Origin of the sequence: Radiobacillus sp. PE A8.2, from assembly GCF_045635475.1 — a bacterium.
Taxonomy (GTDB): Bacteria; Bacillota; Bacilli; order Bacillales; family Amphibacillaceae; genus JBJGXI01.
Window position 1 is genome coordinate 1 of the sequence record NZ_JBJGXI010000034.1, and the last position, 19,623, is coordinate 19,623.

A 19,623-nucleotide genomic window follows, 5' to 3' on the forward strand; every position below is an offset into this window, starting at 1 on the left:
TACTTTCCAAGTTACGACGGAGTTTAGCTATTTTACGCAATAATTTTCAAAAAAAATAACAAAAAATAAATGGTCACAACCATCTCTACACTAATCAAACTTATTTGCTTTCATCGCTTCATGCCAGCGATTTTCAATTTTCTCATCAATTTCATCTAATAAAGAATCATCTGTTAATATTTCTGTTTTATTTTTATTTACAAGTTCTTCAAAGCTAGGCTTTTTCCGTAATGACATGGTAATCCTCTCCTTTCACTCATTAGTTAAAGGATTACCATTTTTCAGAAAAATATAAGTATTAATTCAGTTCATTGAACGTGTTTTCCATATATTCTAAAGTCATTGGTCCTTTCATGATCTCTTGTATAACACCATCTTTGTCAATAATGTAAGTAGTTGGTAGTCCAACAACATTGAATGCTTTAATCACAGTTGCTTCAGGATCTAATACGTTAGTAAAAGTTACATTAGCTGCTTGTAAGAAATTACTAACCTCTTCAACCCCTTGTATTTCTGACTGTGTAGCATTTACTGCAAGAATCTCAACGTTTCCATCATTTTCCTGATGGAATTCTTCCATTTCAGGCATTTCCATCTTACAAGGTCCACACCATGTGGCCCAAAAGTTCAAGAATACTACCTTACCTCGATAATCCGATAATGATACAGATTCTCCATCAATTGTAGAAAGCGTGAAATCGGGAGCTCTTGTACCTTTGTCGAGTACATCATTACTATTAGGAGCTGTAATAGCTGTTCCTTCTTGTGAAGAAACAAGCTCTGTTTCATCAGTACCTGAATTATCACCAAACCGTTCCGTCAAACTGTAAACAACAAAAGCAACTAATGTTATTAAAAGGACAGAAGCTACTATCTTTTTTATCATTTATTCACATCCTTAAGGAATCACTTTTAATAAGTTTACATAAAAGTTGTCCTATTTATACCAAACAATCGAAATCAAGGAACGAGCAGCTCAGGTACCTGAGCTGCTCGTTTAATAATTACTTCAATTTATTTCGAAGCACCATTTGAAGAATACCACCATGACGATAGTAATCAATTTCTACATCACTATCGAATCTAGCTACAACTTCAAATTCCTTCTTTTTACCGTCTTCATCTGTAGCAGTTACCATAACTAAATCATGAGGCTTAACGTCTTCATCAATTCTAACGTCAAACGTTTCTCTTCCTGATAATCCAAGTGATTTAGCACTGTCTCCTTTTTGGAACTGTAAAGGTAATACGCCCATCATTACTAGGTTTGAACGATGAATACGTTCAAAACTTTCAGCGATAACCGTTTTAATTCCTAAAAGGTTAGTTCCTTTTGCAGCCCAGTCACGAGAAGATCCCATACCATAATCTTTACCAGCCATAACGAGTAAGCCTGTGTTATCTTGTTGATACTTCATTGCAGCATCATAAATTGGCATAACTTCTTCTGTTGGCCAGTAAGTCGTATAACCACCTTCTGTTTCTGGCGCTAATTGGTTTTTAATACGAATGTTAGCGAACGTACCACGCATCATTACTTCATGGTTACCACGACGAGAACCGTATGAGTTGAAATTACGTGGGCTAACACCTTTTTCTTGCAAGTATTTACCTGCAGGCATATCCTTAGCTATTGCACCAGCTGGTGAAATATGGTCAGTTGTTACAGAATCACCAAACTTACCTACTGCACGTAAACCAGACAATGCTTCCACTTTTCCAGCTTCTTTAGATAATCCCTCGAAGAATGGTGGGTTTGCAATATAAGTTGATTCATCGTCCCACTTATACAATGGTTCATCTGTCGTCTCAATTGCATTCCATTTTTCATTTGAATCAAATACAGACTCATACTCTTTACGGAAAATTTCTGGTGTTACGACTTTAGCCACTTCATCGCGAATCTCTTCCATCGTTGGCCAGATATCTTTAAAGAATACATCATTACCATCATTATCTTTACCGATTGGTTCTTTGTTCAAGTCAACATCAACAGTACCAGCTAGTGCATAAGCAACTACTAATGGTGGTGAAGCTAAGTAGTTAGCTTTAACTAATGGATGAATACGACCTTCAAAGTTACGGTTACCTGATAGTACAGATGATACCGTAAGATCATTATTCGCAATTGCTTCTTCAATCTCATCAGACAAAGGCCCAGAGTTACCGATACATGTTGTACAACCATAACCAACAAGATTAAAGCCAAGATCATTCAAGTATGTCATAAGACCAGAATCTTCTAGGTATCTGGTTACAACTTTTGAACCAGGTGCTAATGATGTTTTTACATAGGCTGGTACTTCTAACCCTTTTTCTACTGCTTTCTTAGCAAGTAGACCTGCACCTAACATTACATATGGGTTAGATGTGTTTGTACAAGAAGTGATTGCCGCAATAGCAACCGCACCGGTTTTCATTACTGATGATTTACCACTTGGGTGGTCAATCTTCACTTCTTTATCAAATTCCTTTTTGTCTAAACCAAAGCCCTGGTTACCTGCAGGAGCAGTAATTGCTTTATTAAATGATTCCTTCATTGCTGATAATGGAATTAAATCTTGCGGACGCTTTGGACCAGATAAGTTCGGCTCTAACTCAGATAAATTAATTTCAACTAATTGAGTGAAATCCGCGTCTGGTTGATCTGGAGAATACCACAAGTTATTTCGTTTACAGTATTCCTCAACTAAAGCGATTTGTTCTTCACTTCGTCCAGTTAAACGAAGATAATTTAGAGCTTCTGTATCAACTGGGAAGAACCCACACGTTGCCCCGTATTCAGGTGCCATATTGGAAATTGTTGCACGGTCTGCAAGTGGCATATCCTGTAATCCTGGTCCGAAATATTCGACAAATTTACCAACAACGTTTTTCTCACGTAGTACTTGTGTCACTTTAAGCGCAAGGTCAGTTGCTGTAGTTCCATTTGGAAAACTACCAGTAAACTTTACACCTATAACCTCTGGAGCTGGGAAATAAGAAGGTTGACCTAACATGCCAGCCTCTGCTTCGATTCCACCTACACCCCAACCAAGCACTCCTAGACCATTAATCATCGTAGTGTGAGAATCTGTACCAACTAAGGTATCTGGAAAAGCGTCATATTCGCCCGCTTCATTTTCAATTGCATGCACGACATTTGCTATGTACTCCAAGTTAACTTGGTGTACAATACCTGTAGCAGGTGGCACGGCACGATAATTATCAAATGCTTTTTGTGCCCAATTTAAGAATTGATAGCGTTCTGCGTTACGTTCAAACTCTAACTCCATGTTTGCATTTAACGCATCCGCAGTTCCATATCGATCAACCTGTACAGAGTGGTCAATTACTAAGTCCACTGGTACTTCAGGATTGATTTTGTCTGGAGATCCTCCCATATCAACCATTGCCTTTCTTAAAGATGCAAGGTCAACAACCGCAGGTACTCCTGTAAAATCTTGAAGAATTACACGTGACGGCTTAAAAGGAACATCTTTCGCTTCCGTTTTGCCCCATTTACTAAGACTTTCAATATGCTCGTCCTTAATTACTCGTCCATCATATTGTCTGACAAGTGATTCTAATAGGATTCGGATTGAGAAAGGAAGACGTGAAATGTCACCAAGCCCTTTTTCCTCTAACGTTTTAAGGTCGTAGTAGTTATACGTTTTTCCATTCAGTTCAAATTGTTTTTTCGCTTGAAAAGCATCATTTTTTGCCATAAAGAAACGTTACCCCCTTATTAATTTGTATCGGTTACCGATCTCTCCATCCCCGATGACTAGCTTTTCTTTATATTCTGCACCTATATATTTTAAATGAAATCGGTTTATAAGTAAAATAATTCGCTGAAAAAAATAGAAGAAAAAAGACTGAAACAAAATTAATCATACTTAAATCAAATCCGAATTAACCCATGCTCCAGAATTATACTTCGCTTTCCGCGGGAGGCTGGTGATCCTCCACGTGCTAACGCGCTGTGGCGGATCACCGATGCCCTTTTCTCCCGCAGGAGTCTGCGTATATTTCCTACGCTAAAGAAGTTAATTATTCGCATTTGAGTTTGGTATCATTAGACATGTCCTAGCCACTTTAAAACACACGTATTATTTTTAAAATTAGACTAAAGATTTACTTGCTGTCTTAATTCATCTAACACATGTTTATAGTCGAGTAATTGATTTAGTTGTTGATCACTTGCAACAGCTAGAGCTTCTTCTATTTGCTCATATGCTTGATTTAATTCATTTTTAACATGTGACAGCTCTGTCCGATAGTTCATTTGATGAACTGGAATTATTGTGCTCTCTTGCACTTCTTCCAAATTGAATTGATCGGCTTGTTGCTTATTATAAAGATTAGACATGAAAACCCTCCTTCACTTATAGTTTTCACATCATAATCTGTTCCATTCATGCATAAACGAACGAGTCATACGGAATTATAGAAAATGAAGGAGGTTTTACTCTATGCCACAAAAACAACCTGATACTAAAAATCATAAAAATAACCACGACCCCCAACCAAATGAGCCTTTGAGTGGCTCGAAAAAAGTAAAGAACAGAAACCATAGTAGACAAAAAAAAGGTGCTTCACATGATATGTAGCACCATCGTTGCCTCCTAAAATGGAGGCAACACCATTTTTTAGACTTTTATAGGTAAAACAATCCGAAAAACACTACCAAAACCTTCTGTTGATTCAATTTCAAGCTTACCGTGATGATTTTCGACAATTTTGTTAGAAATCATTAATCCTAACCCAGTACCATCTTTTTTTGTTGTATAAAAAGGTTCCTTTATTTTATGTATCATGTGTTGCGCAATTCCGGGACCTTCATCAATAATTTCTATTTCACACATATTATTCCTACATTTTAAAACCACTTTAATAGTTCCACCGGCAGTCATTTCTTCAATAGCATTTTTTATTAAGTTAATAAGTACTTGTTTAATTTGAGAACGATCACAATAAATTACGACATCTGTATGATGCACTAATTCAATTGATATATTTTGCATGTTTGCTTGTGATCGGAGTAAAGTAGTTACATCATCAATCATACTCGAAACAAGTACATGATTTTTATCATTGGTCATTGGTTTAGAAATAAATAATAATTCTGAAGTGATAGTATCTATTTTGTTAATTTCATCAATCATTATTTTGAAATATTGTTTATGTTGAACATCATCTGCCTCAAGCAATTGTAGGAATCCCTTTAAAGAGGTTAATGGATTTCTTATTTCATGAGCAATACCTGCTGCAAGCTGTCCTGCAATTGACATTTTCTCTGAGCGAATCATAATCTCTTCTGCTTCTTTCTTATCTGTACTATCTTTGATAAGCAAGACGTATTGATATCTTCGCGAATGATGGTCGCGAATTCGAGATATAACAGCTTCACACCACAAGTATTTTCCGTAACTGTTACGAATGTTAATATTTATATTCTTGGGGTTGTTCTTTCTAAGCCAACTAATTGAAAAATTGTCTTTTTGTTTTGGAGGAAGAAAATCACTTGCTCTTTCACCTATAAGTTGTTCAGTTTTATAACCTAATATCTTTTCAACGGCTTTAGAAATATATGTAATTGTACCTCTGAGATCGACTATTGAAACAATATCAAACCCGTTTTCATCAATCCATTTCAATATATTTGACGGCAGTTTAGTGAAATCAGAAATGGCGCGCTCCTGATTTGTTCGGTTTTGAACAAATTTATTTTTACTGTTCGTACTCAATACGCCTTCCTCCTCCTTTTTACAGGAATTTCAATGTAAGCCATGTTGGACAGTGTAGATTTAACTTGTTTAATATGCTTGCGCTTTTCTGATCATCCTTTTATAATGACGTTAAATATTTGCATTAAAACAAGAACAATAGTCTATGAGAATTGCTATTTTAATACATATATATTAAAAAACTATGAATTAATGACAAAAGTATGCAATTATTAGTAATATTACTATAAAAAAATTGAAATTAAAACTTGTGGACTAGTAATCATATAATAAACGTAAACAAATGAAAGCATGGTGGTTTTTATGTCAGTCAGTTTCTCGGTCTTTATTGTTGCCTGGACATTTATTTTAATAAGTTTACTCGCAATTGGCGGATTTTTTATGTTTCGAAAATTTTTAAAGAGAATGCCAAAGGAAGACGGTAAATCGATGATAGACTGGGAAGAATATTATGTAAGTGAAACGAAACATATGTGGAAGGCTACAGAAAAACATTTGTTGGAAGAATTAGTCTCTCCTGTACCAGATATATTTAGAGATGTAGCTAGACAAAAAATAGCTGCAAAAATTGGTGAATTAGCACTCACCAAAAAAAGTAATAAGATTACGAAAGACTTACTAATTGAAGGATATATCCTTGCTACTCCAAAACGTGATCATAAATTTTTAAAAAAGAAGCTCGAAGAAGAAAATATCGACGTGACACCTTATTTACCATTATTCGAACAATAAACGTAAAAAAACAATCTATTTTTGTATAGATTGTTTTTTATTTATTAGAAAACTAAATGGAAACGGGTAACCTTCGAGTCAGTTTTGTATATGACCGACTGTTCGTTAGTTACTTGAGAATTCTCCCGCATTCATACATCTCTAAACGGCGCTCTGTGTTTTTGTTACTTTTTCTAGGTTTTTATATTTTACAAGCATAGCTATTCTCCATGGCAAAATCATTCCGAATGCGAGTAAAAAGAACATTCCACCCGTCTCGCCTAATGGTACGGACTGGCTTACAACAAGTTTAATGCAAATTCTAACCACTAATAAAGAAAGTAGTATATAAATAAACGCCTTTGAAGGTACTAAATATATATCGTTTCCTTTTATAACAAAATTGGATGTTTTGATTAATAACAAGGAAAATATTGCTCCTACCAATAAAGCTTCTAGCCCTTGCTTCCAATGAATTTGGAAGATTGGAAATAAAAACATGAATGCCCCTGTACTCATAAACAATGGGGGCAATATAATCTTAGCAACACTGGCAGGTCTTTTTGAAGCACGCAATCGAACGAATAGCATAGTTACAGCCATGAATGCAGCGAAAATGGTACTAATAATTGCCCAAAACATTATATCAGCTCTCTCAAATATTGTTATGATTAATCTAACTAGCGATCATTGGCGATTGATAAGATAATCGTCATCGTAACACCAATTACTGTTAAATATACTCCAAGGTCAAACAGCATAGCAGTAGCCAACTCTATTTCGCCAAAGATAGGTATATGAAAATACCCAAAAGTATGACTGAGAAACGGTTGATCAAATATAAAGGAACCCATACCAGTTAAGACAGCAATCAGCAATCCTATTGGAGTTACATAACGATAATTAATTGGTAGAATTTTATTTACTGCTTCATATCCATAGGCCATATACATTAACACGATGGCAGCTGCAGTCATTAATCCACCAATAAATCCACCACCAGGAGCGCTATGACCAGCTAAAAATAAATAGATGGAAAAGCCAAATAAAATAAATGCTATAAAAATTGTCGTAGTTCTCAAAATTAAGTCATTACTCTTTAGCATATCTCGCACCCCTCCCTTTTAAAAGCCTGTAAACCCAGTCCATATTGCTAGAAAAGACGTAAGTTTTGTCATCCAATCAAAGAATAGAGCTATACCCATCAGAATCATCATGTATCCTCCAACCTGTACAAGAAGTGGTGCGTGTCTTCTTATCCAATTCATTTTCCCAACAAAGAAACTTAAAATTAGAAAAGGAATAGAAAAACCTAATGAATAGGCGATCATCATAACCACACCTGTGTCAGGATTGTTAGCTACTAAAGCAAGTACCGCAGATAAAATAGGTCCTTGACATGGCGTCCATCCCATAGAAAAAGCCATCCCTATCAAAATCGACCCAAAATAACCTGATGGTCTGTGCTTAAAAGTAATTTTATGATCTTTCATTAAAAACTTAAAGTTAAAGATCCCAACGATAACAAGACCAAAAAAGATAATTAAGATAGCTCCGACTTGTCTAATTAAATCTTGCCATTCAAACAAAAAATTTCCTAAGAAGGAAGTGGAATACCCTAACAAAATAAAAATGCTTGAAAAACCGATTAAAAAAAAGATTGTATGTAAAACACTTTTATAGTTTAACATTGCCTTTTCTTCTTTTATATCATTAACACTCATGCCTGTAATATAAGAAAGAAAAGCTGGAAAAAGTGGTAAAACACAAGGGGAGACAAACGATAAAAAACCAGCACCAAATGCGATAAACATATTTATTTCAGCCAAAATAGATCCCCCTACTATATATAAGTGATACACATAAATCCCTTGGCACGTCTCTGTGCAAGGGATTTATGTATGAAAATGCGTAATTTATTTCGTTTGATTATTCATTGCACGCATCATTTGATTAATCTTCTTCTGTGATGGTTTTTGTCCCATTTGCATCATCATTGTTCGAAGCATTTGCTCGTTAATTGGTGGGTTCTTCTTTAAATAATTCATCATATATTTTCTTGCAATAAAAAATCCAAGCGCTACACCTGCAATTAAAGTAATAACTGCAATAAGCACACCAAGCCAAATCGCCATGTAAAGCCTTCCTCCTTCAATCTTCTCTAATACAGTATAGTAAATCCAACAAAATAATACAATAGTTGTCGAATCTTAAAGAATCATTTCTTTTTTAGCAGGAGCAATCCATCCATTATTTATTGTACCTTTTTCGATAATAAAAAAGTTACGGTGAAATGAAATCAATGGTTGAAACAATAAATTATCAGCTTCCTGAACCGTATTGCAATCAATCATTAAGTAACGTTCTTCTATATGTATACAAAGAGATTGTCCATGTTTTTTTAATGTCATCGTGTTACCATCTTGATCTATTTTAATGTGAAGGTGAAAATTTTTTATGTGCTTCAAAAGTTGTGTAAATGAAATTGGTTGCGTAACGTAGTTAAACTGCGTATCTAATACAATAGATCTATTAGTTAAACATTGATTTAAAAAGCGATGAAGCACATCAGATTTATAATAGTATTGATAGCAGAATTCTTCCTTGATCCAAAACATAGCGTATTTATGCATATATATTCCTCCTATTTTGAAGAATATTATACACAAATATGCATGAAAAACTTGTCACAATCTAGTAAATAAACCCTCAAGTTTTGTCAGTTCACGCATAAAGAAAACAAGGAATTAGCCCCAGGCAAAACACCGATGCCTGCCAAGGGCTAAACTGTGATTCATATTTTTTTAGAAAAGTGATTTTACTTGTTTTACTACATTTTCAACAGTAAAACCATATTCAGCCATAACTTTATCGCCATCAGCAGAAGCACCAAATGTGTCGATTGCTAAGATTTTTCCTTCATCTCCGACAAAGCGTTCCCAGCCGAATGATGATCCCATTTCTATACCAAGACGTTTTTTAACCGTTGGTGGTAGTACTTTATCTTTATATGCTTGGTCTTGTTTCGCGAAACGATCCCATGATGGAATGCTAACAACACTAACATCAAGGTTCTTCTCTTTAAGCTGTTCTTGTGCTTTAACAGCTAGCTGAACCTCAGAACCAGTTGCAATTAACAAGGCGTCAGGAGTTTCTTTCGTTGCAGGACTTACCACATATCCACCTTTTTTAACACCTTGATAGGCATTTTCAGCCGTACCTGCTAATGTTGGTAGGTTTTGTCTTGTTAAAACAAGAACGGTTGGTAACTTATTTGATTCAAGCGATAATCTCCACGCAGCCTGTGCTTCGTTTCCATCTGCAGGACGTATTACGGAAAGATTTGGCATCGCTCTTAAGGATGCTAATTGTTCGACAGGCTCATGTGTTGGCCCGTCTTCTCCGACAGCTATAGAATCATGAGTTAGTACATAAGTAACTGGTAAGTCCATGATTGCTGATAAACGAACTGCTGCACGAAGATAATCACTAAATACAAAGAATGTACTTGCAAAAACTTTTAGTCCGCCGTGAAGAGCCATACCATTCACAGCTGCAGCCATCGCAAATTCACGAACACCAAACCAAATGTTTCTTCCGGCAGGGTTTTCTTTTGAGAAATCGCCACCATCTTTTATGGTTGTTTTGTTCGAGCCAGCAAGATCTGCACTTCCACCGAAAAAGTTCGGAACTGCCTTAGCAATACTATTTAATACTTCACCAGAAGAAGCACGAGTCGCTAATGTATCTTTACCTGCTTCGTATTCAGGAAGCTCTTTATCCCAGCCTTCAGGTAATTCATTATTCATAGCTTGAAGCAATTCAGTTGCTAGTTCAGGATACGCTTGTTTATATTCGTTAAAAAGTTCATCCCATTCTGCTTGAGTTTTCTGTCCACGATCTTGAATTTTTTCTTTGAAATCGCTATAAACTTCTTCTGGCACATGAAAATCATCATGTGTCCACTCATAAAATTCTTTAGTTAACTTTATTTCATCTGCACCTAATGGAGCGCCGTGTGAAGCTGATGAACCAGATTTATTAGGTGAACCAAAACCAATAACCGTTTTAACTTCGATTAATGTAGGTTGTTCTGTATTAGCTTTTGCTTGTTGTAGTGCTTTTGCTATCTCATCTGTATCATTGCCATCTTCTACTCGAATTACTTGCCAGCCGTATGCTTTAAATCTGCCTTCTACATCTTCAGAAAATGATTTATTTAACTCGCCGTCTAAAGAAATATCATTAGAATCATATAGTGCGATTAATTTCCCTAGACCAAGGTGACCAGCAAGTGAAGCAGTTTCATGTGAGATACCTTCCATTAGATCGCCATCACTTACAATTGCATATGTAAAGTGGTCTACAACATTATACTTTTCTCTATTAAACTTAGCGGATAAATGTTTTTCAGCCATTGCCATACCAACAGACATCGCAATCCCTTGTCCTAATGGGCCAGTTGTAGCTTCAACACCATCTGTGTGATGAACTTCTGGATGTCCTGGTGTCTTTGAATCCCATTGTCTAAATCCTTTTAGATCATCAATCGTAACATTATAGCCCGATAGATGAAGCATTCCGTAAAGTAGCATAGATCCATGTCCTGCTGACAATACGAACCGATCTCGGTTAAACCATTTCGAATCTTTCGGATTCTGGTCCATAAATTCTGTCCATAGCGTATAAGCCATTGGTGCAGCTCCCATTGGAAGACCTGGATGCCCTGAATTTGCTTTTTCAATTGCATCTATTGCCAATGTTCTGATGGTGTTAATAGATAATTGTTTTACATCATTAGACATTTTTTTATCCCCTTTCTCAATTAAACTTTCAAATGTACGTACATCTATCATCGTATAATGAATTGACTAAATTAACAAGTGACAACCTATAGCTTATTTATTAATTATGACAATTATTCGAAAAAAATAAAATATTAATGGTTGTATTTTTCTCTGTCTTGATAATCCTTTAATTTTTGCGGGGTAACATCTGCTCCGGTGGGATCAACAACTTTCATGTTTTTTAGATGATTTTTAAACGAACCTCTAACATTTTTTAAATATTCTTTACGCAGCTCTTGTTGTTCCTCTTTTTCTTTGTCATTCAAACCGCTACCCTTGGATTTCTTTGCTAATTCATTAATTCTATTTAATTTAGCTTTTGATATCATACAAACTCTCCTTATCGTTTGCTCTAACATTCTTTTATAAAATAGCTCATTTCGTAAAAGATTGTTGTTTGTAAAAACTTCATAGTTGAACTAAAAAGCGACGTAACGTAGTGCTCGTGATTTCCGCTCCAGGCAGTCGCCTTTAGCTAATTTAAAGCGTTTTTCTTTAAACAGGCACGGCTTCAGCTAACTCAGAAGCAAATGTTTTGGTGGGGCGAGTAATCGCAGTCCCCAAGTACACTTCTTAGTGGATCTTCAGCCCGTGCTGCTCACGTGGGACATTGAATTAACTTCCCCGAATTACGCCATATAACGAAAATGCGGTCGAGGACCGACTGCCAGCCCAAATCACCATCTTGTTAGTAAATTCAACAATTGAAAAACTATACTAAGCCGCGGGAAAATACTCCCTTTCAGTCTCGATGTGATACGCAGGTGAAGCCGCACAAGATCAAAACGGACACCTGGGTGCTTATTTTGCGTGAAATATCAAATTTGACTATTTGGCGGACAGGAGAGACCTTATTTGCTTAAAACTGCTTGCATTGAGGGCTTTTTAGTCAAATAAGCGCGCTAGTGGCCGTACAATCGAAATGATACCCTTTTTGTCACAGATAAGATCTCTGGTGTCCGCCAATAGCTAAAACAATCTTGTCTCCTAGGTCTTATCGCAATTTTTGCTGCTGCTATACTACGTCGGATCCTAGCTGTAGTACGTAACAATACTTTTAAGAAAACATACTTTATAATAAATTAAAAAGACAAGCATTTTACATATTGTAAATAGCTTGTCTTTTTATTCTATCTTAATGTTTTCCTTTGATTCAAGCATTTTGTACTCTTTATACCTTCTATGAACAGTAGCTTTTGAAACATGATAACCTAATCCATTTAATGTAGCAGCAATTTCTGCAAAAGTTAATTTGTTTCCTCGTAAGCGAATAACTTCTTTAATTGGAAACTCAATCCGCTCTCTTCCTGAGCCTTGATTTTGATGTGATAAGTTTTTGGTTGGATCAAATCCACGTTGAATCGCTTTTTGCATCCCACGTTTAATCTTCGCGTTGTGAATTTTACGTTGGTATTCTTCTACAATACTGACAATTTGCAATACCATGGAATCGGCTTCAGAAATTTGTAACTCACCTTGATTTATATGTGTATAAATCGAAATATTAAGTTTATCTAACTGATGTAATAACGCAATCTTGGCATTTCCTCTTCCTAAACGGGTCTCATCTTGGATAAGCAGGCAATCTGCATCTCCTAATGCAAATATATCAAGCATTCGAAAAATCCCATCACGCTCTATCTCATAGCCACTAGCCTGTTCTTCGATAACTTCAACAACTTCCATTTGATAACTTTTAGCTAATGATAGTAATTCCTGCTTTTGACGAGAGAGAGACGTCACTTGTTCTTCTTTTGTTGTACTAACTCTACTATATATAATAGCGTTCATTGTCGTTTCCTCTTTTCTGGATGAATATAGAATTTTTAACCAATAGAGAAGTACATAAATCCTAGTGTGAAAATAAATGCAATTACATAGAAATAATCAACTTTTGATAGTTTATGAAACAATTTAATCTCCTCCTTTTAAATGAGAACTTCTGTTCGTCTATATACTATATTATAATCGAACGTAGGTTCTTGTCAACAGTTTTACTCGAACGAATGTTTGTATAAACTTGGTAAGCATGGTATAATAACGTTAATAAATCATATGTGCGAGGTGTTCATTTCATGACAAAACTATCAAATAGACAACAAGCAATATTGGAATACATTAAAGAACAAGTTGTAGATAAAGGATATCCACCATCAGTTAGAGAAATCGGCGAAGCCGTAGGTCTAGCATCTAGTTCTACCGTTCATGGACATCTATCAAGATTAGAAAAAAAAGGGTATATTCGTCGTGATCCGACTAAACCGAGAGCAATAGAGGTGTTGAATTTAGAAGGTACCGATTCTATTCCTAAAGGAGAAGCAACATTTGCTCCGGTAATTGGAAAAGTAACTGCAGGCCTACCAATTACTGCGGTAGAAAATATCGAAGAATACGTGCCATTACCTAGTACAATAGCAAATCCAAATGAAAATATATATGTGCTTATTATTGAAGGTGATAGTATGATAGAGGCTGGTATTTTAGATGGTGATATGGTAATTGTAAAACAACAACAAACAGCGCAAAACGGTGAGATCGTTGTAGCTATGACAGATGAGGAAGAAGCTACTGTTAAGCGATTCTTTAAAGAAAAGGACCATATTAGGCTTCAACCCGAAAACGCAACAATGGCCCCTTTAATATATGATAATGTTTCGATTCTTGGTAAAGTTGTTGGATTATATAGACATATAGAATAAGAAAAAACTGTCGCATTAGAAAAGTGCGACAGTTTTTTGTTGTCTTAAATATTATAAAATTAAACAGCTGTGTACATTACTTACCCACGGCTGGTACCATGGCAGAAAGTATTTCATAGACAACTACAACAAAAACCTCGGCACATGTGCCGAGGTTTTAATGGAATTAATACTGTTGTAAGTATTGATCTCTTTCCCATGGGTGAACTTGCGTTCTGAACATATCCCACTCGATCTCTTTAGCTTCAACAAAGTGTTCAAAAATATGCTCTCCTAATGCATCTACAATAATGTCATTAGATTTAAGTTGTTGAACTGCATCATATAAAGTTGCAGGAAGATCCTGAACTCCATTTGCTTCTCTTTCTACTTTATCCATAACATAAATGTTACGATCAACAGCTTTTGGAGCTTCTAATTGATTTTCGATTCCATCAAGACCAGCAGCTAGCAATACAGCCATTGCAAGATACGGATTAGCCGCAGGGTCTACACTACGAACCTCAATACGAGTACTCATACCTCTTGAAGCAGGTACACGGATTAAAGGACTTCTGTTCGTTCCTGACCAAGCAACATAACAAGGTGCTTCGTAACCTGGTACAAGACGCTTGTACGAGTTAATAGTTGGGTTAGTAACCGCAGTGAAGCTTAACGCGTGCTTGATGATACCAGCGATAAACTGATAAGCTGTTTCACTTAACTGTAAAGGTCCGTTTTCATCTAAGAATGTATTTTTTCCTTCTTTGAATAAAGACATGTTACAGTGCATACCAGAACCGTTAACACCAAACAATGGCTTAGGCATAAATGTAGCGTGTAAACCGTGTTTTCTAGCAATTGTTTTAACTACTAGTTTGAACGTTTGGATATCATCCGCATGTTTAACAGCATCTGCATATTTGAAATCTATTTCGTGCTGACCAGGAGCAACTTCGTGGTGAGAAGCTTCTACTTCAAATCCCATTTCTTCTAATTCTAATACGATATCACGACGGCAGTTTTCACCAAGATCTGTTGGAGCAAGGTCAAAATATCCACCTTTGTCGTTTAATTCAAGTGTAGGTTCTCCTTTTTCATCAAGTTTGAAAAGGAAAAATTCTGGCTCTGTACCAAGGTTAAATGCACTAAACCCTAAATCTTCCATCTTTTTAAGATTACGCTTTAAGTTGTAACGAGGACAACCTTCAAACGGAGTACCATCTGGTTTATAGATATCACAAATGAATCTAGCAACCTTACCCTTTTCTGAAGTCCAAGGGAATACTAAGAAAGTATTAAGATCTGGATATAATTTCATGTCAGATTCCTCTATACGAACGAATCCTTCAATTGATGATCCATCGAATGCCATTTCATTATCAAATGCTTTATCTAGTTGACTTAGAGGAATTTCAACGTTCTTAATAGTACCTAATAAATCAGTAAACTGCAAACGTATAAATTTCACGTTTTCCTCTTCAATTTTCTTTTTAATCTCTTCTCTAGTAAATCCCATGTGTCTCTCCTCCTATATTTTTTGATTAATGGAAGAATCTTGATAATTCTCCCTGTCGCAACGAAGTTTTTCCAAGTCGCCCTGAGCTTAATAGCTCTTTCTGGAGTATACGTCTTAGCTCTTTATCTGATAATTCTGGGGCTTCTTGTCCTTCATCCAACGCCTTTGTAATAGGCAAATCTTTGATATTTAGCACTTGCTTAATACCTGCTAGATTTATCCCTTTATCGATGAGCTCTTTAATTTCTAATAAGCGATCAACATCATTGAAGGAGAATAATCTTTGATTGCCATTCGTACGCGCCGGATGAATCAACTTATGTTCTTCGTAATAGCGAATCTGTCTAGCTGTTAAATCTGTTAATGATTTAACAATTCCTATGGAAAATAAGGGCATAGAACGTCTATCTGTATCGTTCATATTATCCACCCCTTTCTTTACTTAGCTTTTCCATACTTTTATTATACATTTGCAAATATAATTGTCAATACGTGTTAGCTTTCTTTACATCGAAATATTCAAAAAATTAATAGATTATTAACATTTACCACCAAATGATGGAAATCTAGCTTTTCGGTAAATATCCTTTTTCCTGTAAAGCAATAACCGCTTCTATAATTGCAATTTTTACATGGGCATACGTGAGGCCACCTTGTACATAAGCGGTATAAGGAGGACGAATTGGTCCATCAGCAGTTAACTCTAAACTTGCGCCTTGTATAAAAGTACCTGCAGCCATGATCACATCATTATCATACCCTGGCATTGGGGAAGGGTATGGTGTTACATGAGCGTTTACAGGAGATACTCGTTGAATCGCTTGGCAAAAAGAAATCATTTGCTCTTTTGTTTTAAATGTAACGGATTGAATCAGGTCGGTTCGCATTTGATCGTAAGCTGGTGTTGTGTGAAAGCCCAATGATGCAAGAAATCGCGAAGAAAATATTGCACCTTTTAGCGCTTCACCAACAGTATGCGGAGCAAGAAATAGCCCTTGAAACATCTCTTGTAACATACCGATACTTGCACCGGTTTCTTTACCAAGGCCAGGTGACGTTAAACGGTAAGCACATTGCTCAATTAATTGTTTAGTTCCAACAAGATACCCACCGGTGCGCACAATACCGCCACCAGGATTTTTAATTAAAGATCCCGCAATTAAATCTGCGCCAACATATAACGGCTCTTTTGTTTCTACAAATTCACCATAACAGTTATCTACAAACACAATAATATTTGGATTAATTTCTTTAACGAAATGAACCATTTCAGAAATTTCCTCTATCGTAAAGGAAGGTCTGTCAGCGTATCCTTTTGAGCGCTGTATACCGATTACTTTTGTTTTATAGGTTATCTTCCTTTGTACTTCTCCCCAGTTAACCGTGCCATCTTCTGTCAAATCGACAGCGTCGTAACCGATATTAAAATCACGTAAAGACCCGTTGTTATTCCCTCGCGTTCCGACTACCTCTTCCAACGTATCATATGGTTTACCTGTAATATAAAGAAGTTCATTATTCGGTCTAAGTAAACCGAACAAAGCTATTGTAATAGCATGTGTTCCAGAGACAATTTGCGGTCGAACGAGCGCATCTTCCCCACCAAAGACATCCGCGTAAACTGCTTCTAACACGTCTCTTCCAAAATCATCATATCCATAACCGGTCGTTGGATTAAAATGGCTATCACTGACTTGATTATTGCGGAATGCCTCTAACACCTTTCTTTGATTTACCTCTACTATCTTCTGCACTATTTTTACTTGCTCAGTTATGTCATTTTCTACTTGGTCTGCTAGTTGATGAATGCTCACTTTTACTAATTACTCCTTTAACATATACTTTAATGGATGTTCTGGATCAATATGACCTTGTACAATGTAACCCTCAAGTGGTTCATCAAAAAAACGGTCATGAATAATTGTATTTTGACTAAGTTGTTGTAACAATTTTCCACTATCTGCAGGGACAAAAGTACGATACGATTCCCACTCTTCTGTAATAACTGTTTCCATCTCCTCTAATAATCGAAGTAAATCAGTCTTGTCGTAAGCACTGATTAAAATAGAAGGCTTTGCTGATGGGATAAACGAATCATCGATTAAATCCTTTTTATTATAGGCAGTTAGAATTGGGATATGGTCGGCATCGAGCTCGCTCAATAAATTGAGCACTGTTTGCTGATGCTGCTCTAAGTCTGGATGTGACGCATCTACTACGTGTAAAATGAAATCGGCTTCTCTAACTTCTTCAAGTGTTGATCGGAATGATGCGATTAAAGTTGTTGGTAAATCCTGAATAAATCCAACTGTATCGGTTAGTAATGTGTCTAAACCCGATGGTAACTGGATTCTGCGTGTCATTGGATCAAGTGTGGCAAACAATTGATTCTCTTCTAATGAGCTACTTTGGGTTAGCCTGTTAAAAAGTGTTGATTTACCGGCATTTGTATAGCCTACTATCGCAATTTGAAACGCATGATTCTCTTTTCTGCGTTTTCTATATTGATTACGCTGATTAACAACTGCATCTAGCTTTGCTTTAATGTCATCGATGCGACGTCTAATATGACGACGGTCTGACTCAAGCTTCGTTTCACCAGGTCCTCTTGTACCTATACCACCACCGAGTCTAGATAATGAGCTACCCTGACCGTATAAACGAGGAAGTACATACTGTAATTGAGCAAGTTCTATTTGCAGCTTTCCTTCTTTCGTATGTGCTCGTCCTGCAAAGATATCTAAAATAAGTTGACTGCGATCAATCACTCGTACGCCTAATCTATCTGCTAGATTTCTTAATTGACTCGGTGACAAATTATCGTTCGAGATAACCAAGTCAATTTCTAGTTCCTCAATGTATGTAGCAATTTCATTTATCTTCCCGTCACCTAAATATAATGCAGGATGAATTCGTTCTCGCTTTTGCGTAACAATTTTAACTACTTTACCTTTTGCAGTTGCTGTTAACGATTCAAGTTCATCAAGTGAAAAATGGAACCTTTCGTCATCTTGATTCTTATGATGTACGGCGACAATAAGTACTTTCTCTTGCATATATACCCTCTTTCCATGATGAATAGTGTCATCGTCATTTTCCTAATAGCTTAATGAAATACCCGTGTTTTATTCCTATTCCATCATATCAAAATGATCAACACAATGGAAAAATAAGAGCACCCTTGCACTGTGCTTCATACAGGGTGCTACCTACAGGTTATTCTAATGTTAAGTCATGTTTCGTAATTAACATTAACTCTTCGGTAGTGTAACTATTTTTTCTAATTAAGCGTACCGCATGTTTGCGAATAGATTTTTCAATAATGTTCCTAATGAATCGTGCGTTGGAAAAGTTATGATAAAAATATTGTTGCTTTTGCTTCATTAAGTGGTCTCTTAACTTCCACTCTGCTTCTTTCGTTAATTGATATTCTCTTTCGATTGCCATTTGTCTTGCAATTTGAAGCAGTTGGTCAACGGTATAGTCCTCAAAATCCAATACAATTGGAAAGCGCGATGCTAAACCAGGATTAAGCGTTAAAAATTGCTCCATTTCATTAGGATAGCCTGCTAGAATAAGAATAAACTGATTTTGGTTATCTTCCATGTGTTTCACTAGGGTATCAATCGCTTCTTTCCCAAAATCCTTTTCTCCGCCTCTAGCTAATGAATAAGCTTCATCAACGAACAATAAACCACCCATCGCTTTATCAATTAGTGCTTTCGTTTTTTGTGCAGTATGTCCGATGTATTCACCGACAAGATCAGCACGTTCTGCTTCAATAAAATGACCCTTTGATAGTACATTCATCTCATAAAATGCTTTAGCCAGTTTTCGGGCAACAGTTGTTTTCCCCGTTCCCGGATTCCCTTTAAACAGCATATGGAGTACTTGTTTTTGTGTTTTAAGTCCAGCTTGCTCACGTTTCTGGTTAATTTGTATATTTGCATAAATTTCTTTAATTGTTTCTTTAAGGCGGTTCATCCCGATAAAATAGGAGAATTCCTGATCAATACGCTTAAATGGATCGTTACTATTAACTGTTTCATTGTTTTCGAAAAATAGCTTTTCTCGCTCATGTAGTACGATATTAATTTGCCCATTTTTATTTAAAGAAACTTGAGATTCCACAACACCAC

At 36.1% G+C, this 19,623-nt stretch carries 21 protein-coding genes; 3 read left to right on the forward strand and 18 right to left on the reverse strand.

All coding sequences use genetic code 11. The features are described from left to right. Window positions 1–90: 90 nt before the first annotated feature. The 4 genes from ACI6MV_RS16770 to ACI6MV_RS16785 all read right to left on the reverse strand — a co-directional run bounded on the left by ACI6MV_RS16770 (window position 91) and on the right by ACI6MV_RS16785 (window position 4,351). The gene (locus tag ACI6MV_RS16770) at window positions 91–237 is read right to left on the reverse strand and encodes an FbpB family small basic protein (protein WP_407271477.1); all 147 of its coding nucleotides are present in this window, start codon (window positions 235–237) and stop codon (window positions 91–93) included. 61 nt (window positions 238–298) lie between these two features. Further along, window positions 299–886, reverse strand: coding sequence for a TlpA family protein disulfide reductase (locus ACI6MV_RS16775; RefSeq protein ID WP_407271478.1), 588 nt, complete (start codon window positions 884–886; stop codon window positions 299–301). A gap of 118 nt (window positions 887–1,004) precedes the next feature. Next, window positions 1,005–3,707, reverse strand: coding sequence for an aconitate hydratase AcnA (acnA, locus tag ACI6MV_RS16780; RefSeq protein WP_407271479.1), 2,703 nt, complete (start codon window positions 3,705–3,707; stop codon window positions 1,005–1,007). A 401-nt stretch (window positions 3,708–4,108) separates the two neighbouring features. Further along, complete coding sequence (locus tag ACI6MV_RS16785) at window positions 4,109–4,351, reverse strand: hypothetical protein (RefSeq protein WP_407271480.1); 243 nt, start codon at window positions 4,349–4,351, stop codon at window positions 4,109–4,111. A 103-nt stretch (window positions 4,352–4,454) separates the two neighbouring features. Between ACI6MV_RS16785 and ACI6MV_RS16790 the strand changes: the two genes are divergently transcribed. Then, on the forward strand, window positions 4,455–4,592 hold the full coding sequence (locus ACI6MV_RS16790; protein ID WP_407271481.1) for a small acid-soluble spore protein P: 138 nt from the start codon (window positions 4,455–4,457) through the stop codon (window positions 4,590–4,592). A gap of 39 nt (window positions 4,593–4,631) precedes the next feature. Here ACI6MV_RS16790 and ACI6MV_RS16795 read toward each other — a convergent pair whose 3' ends face one another. Next, window positions 4,632–5,729 (reverse strand): ATP-binding protein, encoded by a 1,098-nt coding sequence (locus ACI6MV_RS16795; protein ID WP_407271482.1) that lies wholly within the window; start codon window positions 5,727–5,729, stop codon window positions 4,632–4,634. 303 nt (window positions 5,730–6,032) lie between these two features. Here ACI6MV_RS16795 and ACI6MV_RS16800 point away from each other — a divergent pair, with 303 nt between their 5' ends. Beyond that, window positions 6,033–6,461: a DUF2621 family protein gene (locus tag ACI6MV_RS16800; protein ID WP_407271483.1), complete on the forward strand. Its 429-nt coding sequence runs from the start codon at window positions 6,033–6,035 to the stop codon at window positions 6,459–6,461. 141 nt (window positions 6,462–6,602) lie between these two features. On the opposite strand, the gene ACI6MV_RS16805 is transcribed toward ACI6MV_RS16800, so the two are convergent. The 8 genes from ACI6MV_RS16805 to ACI6MV_RS16840 all read right to left on the reverse strand — a co-directional run bounded on the left by ACI6MV_RS16805 (window position 6,603) and on the right by ACI6MV_RS16840 (window position 13,078). Further along, window positions 6,603–7,082: a CcdC family protein gene (locus ACI6MV_RS16805; RefSeq protein ID WP_407271484.1), complete on the reverse strand. Its 480-nt coding sequence runs from the start codon at window positions 7,080–7,082 to the stop codon at window positions 6,603–6,605. Window positions 7,083–7,120: 38 nt separating this feature from the next. Beyond that, window positions 7,121–7,546 carry a Na(+)/H(+) antiporter subunit B gene (locus tag ACI6MV_RS16810; RefSeq protein ID WP_407271485.1) on the reverse strand — a complete coding sequence of 142 codons (426 nt, stop codon included), beginning with the start codon at window positions 7,544–7,546 and terminating at the stop codon, window positions 7,121–7,123. Between the two features lie 18 nt (window positions 7,547–7,564). Further along, entirely contained in the window at window positions 7,565–8,269 is a 705-nt protein-coding gene (locus ACI6MV_RS16815; RefSeq protein ID WP_407271486.1) for a cytochrome c biogenesis CcdA family protein, read from the reverse strand. A gap of 87 nt (window positions 8,270–8,356) precedes the next feature. Beyond that, complete coding sequence (locus ACI6MV_RS16820) at window positions 8,357–8,575, reverse strand: YneF family protein (protein ID WP_407271487.1); 219 nt, start codon at window positions 8,573–8,575, stop codon at window positions 8,357–8,359. Window positions 8,576–8,650: 75 nt separating this feature from the next. Further along, window positions 8,651–9,073 (reverse strand): sporulation inhibitor of replication protein SirA, encoded by a 423-nt coding sequence (sirA, locus tag ACI6MV_RS16825; protein WP_407271488.1) that lies wholly within the window; start codon window positions 9,071–9,073, stop codon window positions 8,651–8,653. A gap of 171 nt (window positions 9,074–9,244) precedes the next feature. Continuing rightward, the gene (tkt, locus tag ACI6MV_RS16830; protein WP_407271489.1) at window positions 9,245–11,245 is read right to left on the reverse strand and encodes a transketolase; all 2,001 of its coding nucleotides are present in this window, start codon (window positions 11,243–11,245) and stop codon (window positions 9,245–9,247) included. A gap of 134 nt (window positions 11,246–11,379) precedes the next feature. Continuing rightward, the gene (locus tag ACI6MV_RS16835) at window positions 11,380–11,616 is read right to left on the reverse strand and encodes a DUF896 domain-containing protein (RefSeq protein ID WP_407271490.1); all 237 of its coding nucleotides are present in this window, start codon (window positions 11,614–11,616) and stop codon (window positions 11,380–11,382) included. Between the two features lie 796 nt (window positions 11,617–12,412). Next, a complete protein-coding gene (locus tag ACI6MV_RS16840) occupies window positions 12,413–13,078 on the reverse strand; it encodes a YneB family resolvase-like protein (RefSeq protein ID WP_407271491.1) in 666 nt (221 codons plus the stop codon). A gap of 284 nt (window positions 13,079–13,362) precedes the next feature. On the opposite strand from ACI6MV_RS16840, the gene lexA reads away from it, so the two are divergent. Further along, complete coding sequence (gene lexA / locus ACI6MV_RS16845) at window positions 13,363–13,986, forward strand: transcriptional repressor LexA (protein WP_407271492.1); 624 nt, start codon at window positions 13,363–13,365, stop codon at window positions 13,984–13,986. A gap of 166 nt (window positions 13,987–14,152) precedes the next feature. Here the strand turns inward: lexA and glnA are convergent, their stop codons facing one another. The 5 genes from glnA to spoVK all read right to left on the reverse strand — a co-directional run bounded on the left by glnA (window position 14,153) and on the right by spoVK (window position 19,615). Then, window positions 14,153–15,484, reverse strand: a complete 1,332-nt coding sequence (glnA, locus tag ACI6MV_RS16850) for a type I glutamate--ammonia ligase (RefSeq protein WP_407271493.1) — start codon at window positions 15,482–15,484, stop codon at window positions 14,153–14,155. Between the two features lie 25 nt (window positions 15,485–15,509). Further along, entirely contained in the window at window positions 15,510–15,905 is a 396-nt protein-coding gene (locus tag ACI6MV_RS16855) for a MerR family transcriptional regulator (protein WP_407271494.1), read from the reverse strand. Between the two features lie 145 nt (window positions 15,906–16,050). Beyond that, the gene (locus ACI6MV_RS16860) at window positions 16,051–17,292 is read right to left on the reverse strand and encodes a methionine gamma-lyase family protein (protein ID WP_407271529.1); all 1,242 of its coding nucleotides are present in this window, start codon (window positions 17,290–17,292) and stop codon (window positions 16,051–16,053) included. A gap of 15 nt (window positions 17,293–17,307) precedes the next feature. Next, on the reverse strand, window positions 17,308–18,540 hold the full coding sequence (hflX, locus tag ACI6MV_RS16865; RefSeq protein WP_407271495.1) for a GTPase HflX: 1,233 nt from the start codon (window positions 18,538–18,540) through the stop codon (window positions 17,308–17,310). 160 nt (window positions 18,541–18,700) lie between these two features. Next, window positions 18,701–19,615 carry a stage V sporulation protein K gene (gene spoVK, locus ACI6MV_RS16870; RefSeq protein ID WP_407271496.1) on the reverse strand — a complete coding sequence of 305 codons (915 nt, stop codon included), beginning with the start codon at window positions 19,613–19,615 and terminating at the stop codon, window positions 18,701–18,703. Between the last annotated feature and the right edge of the window lie 8 nt (window positions 19,616–19,623).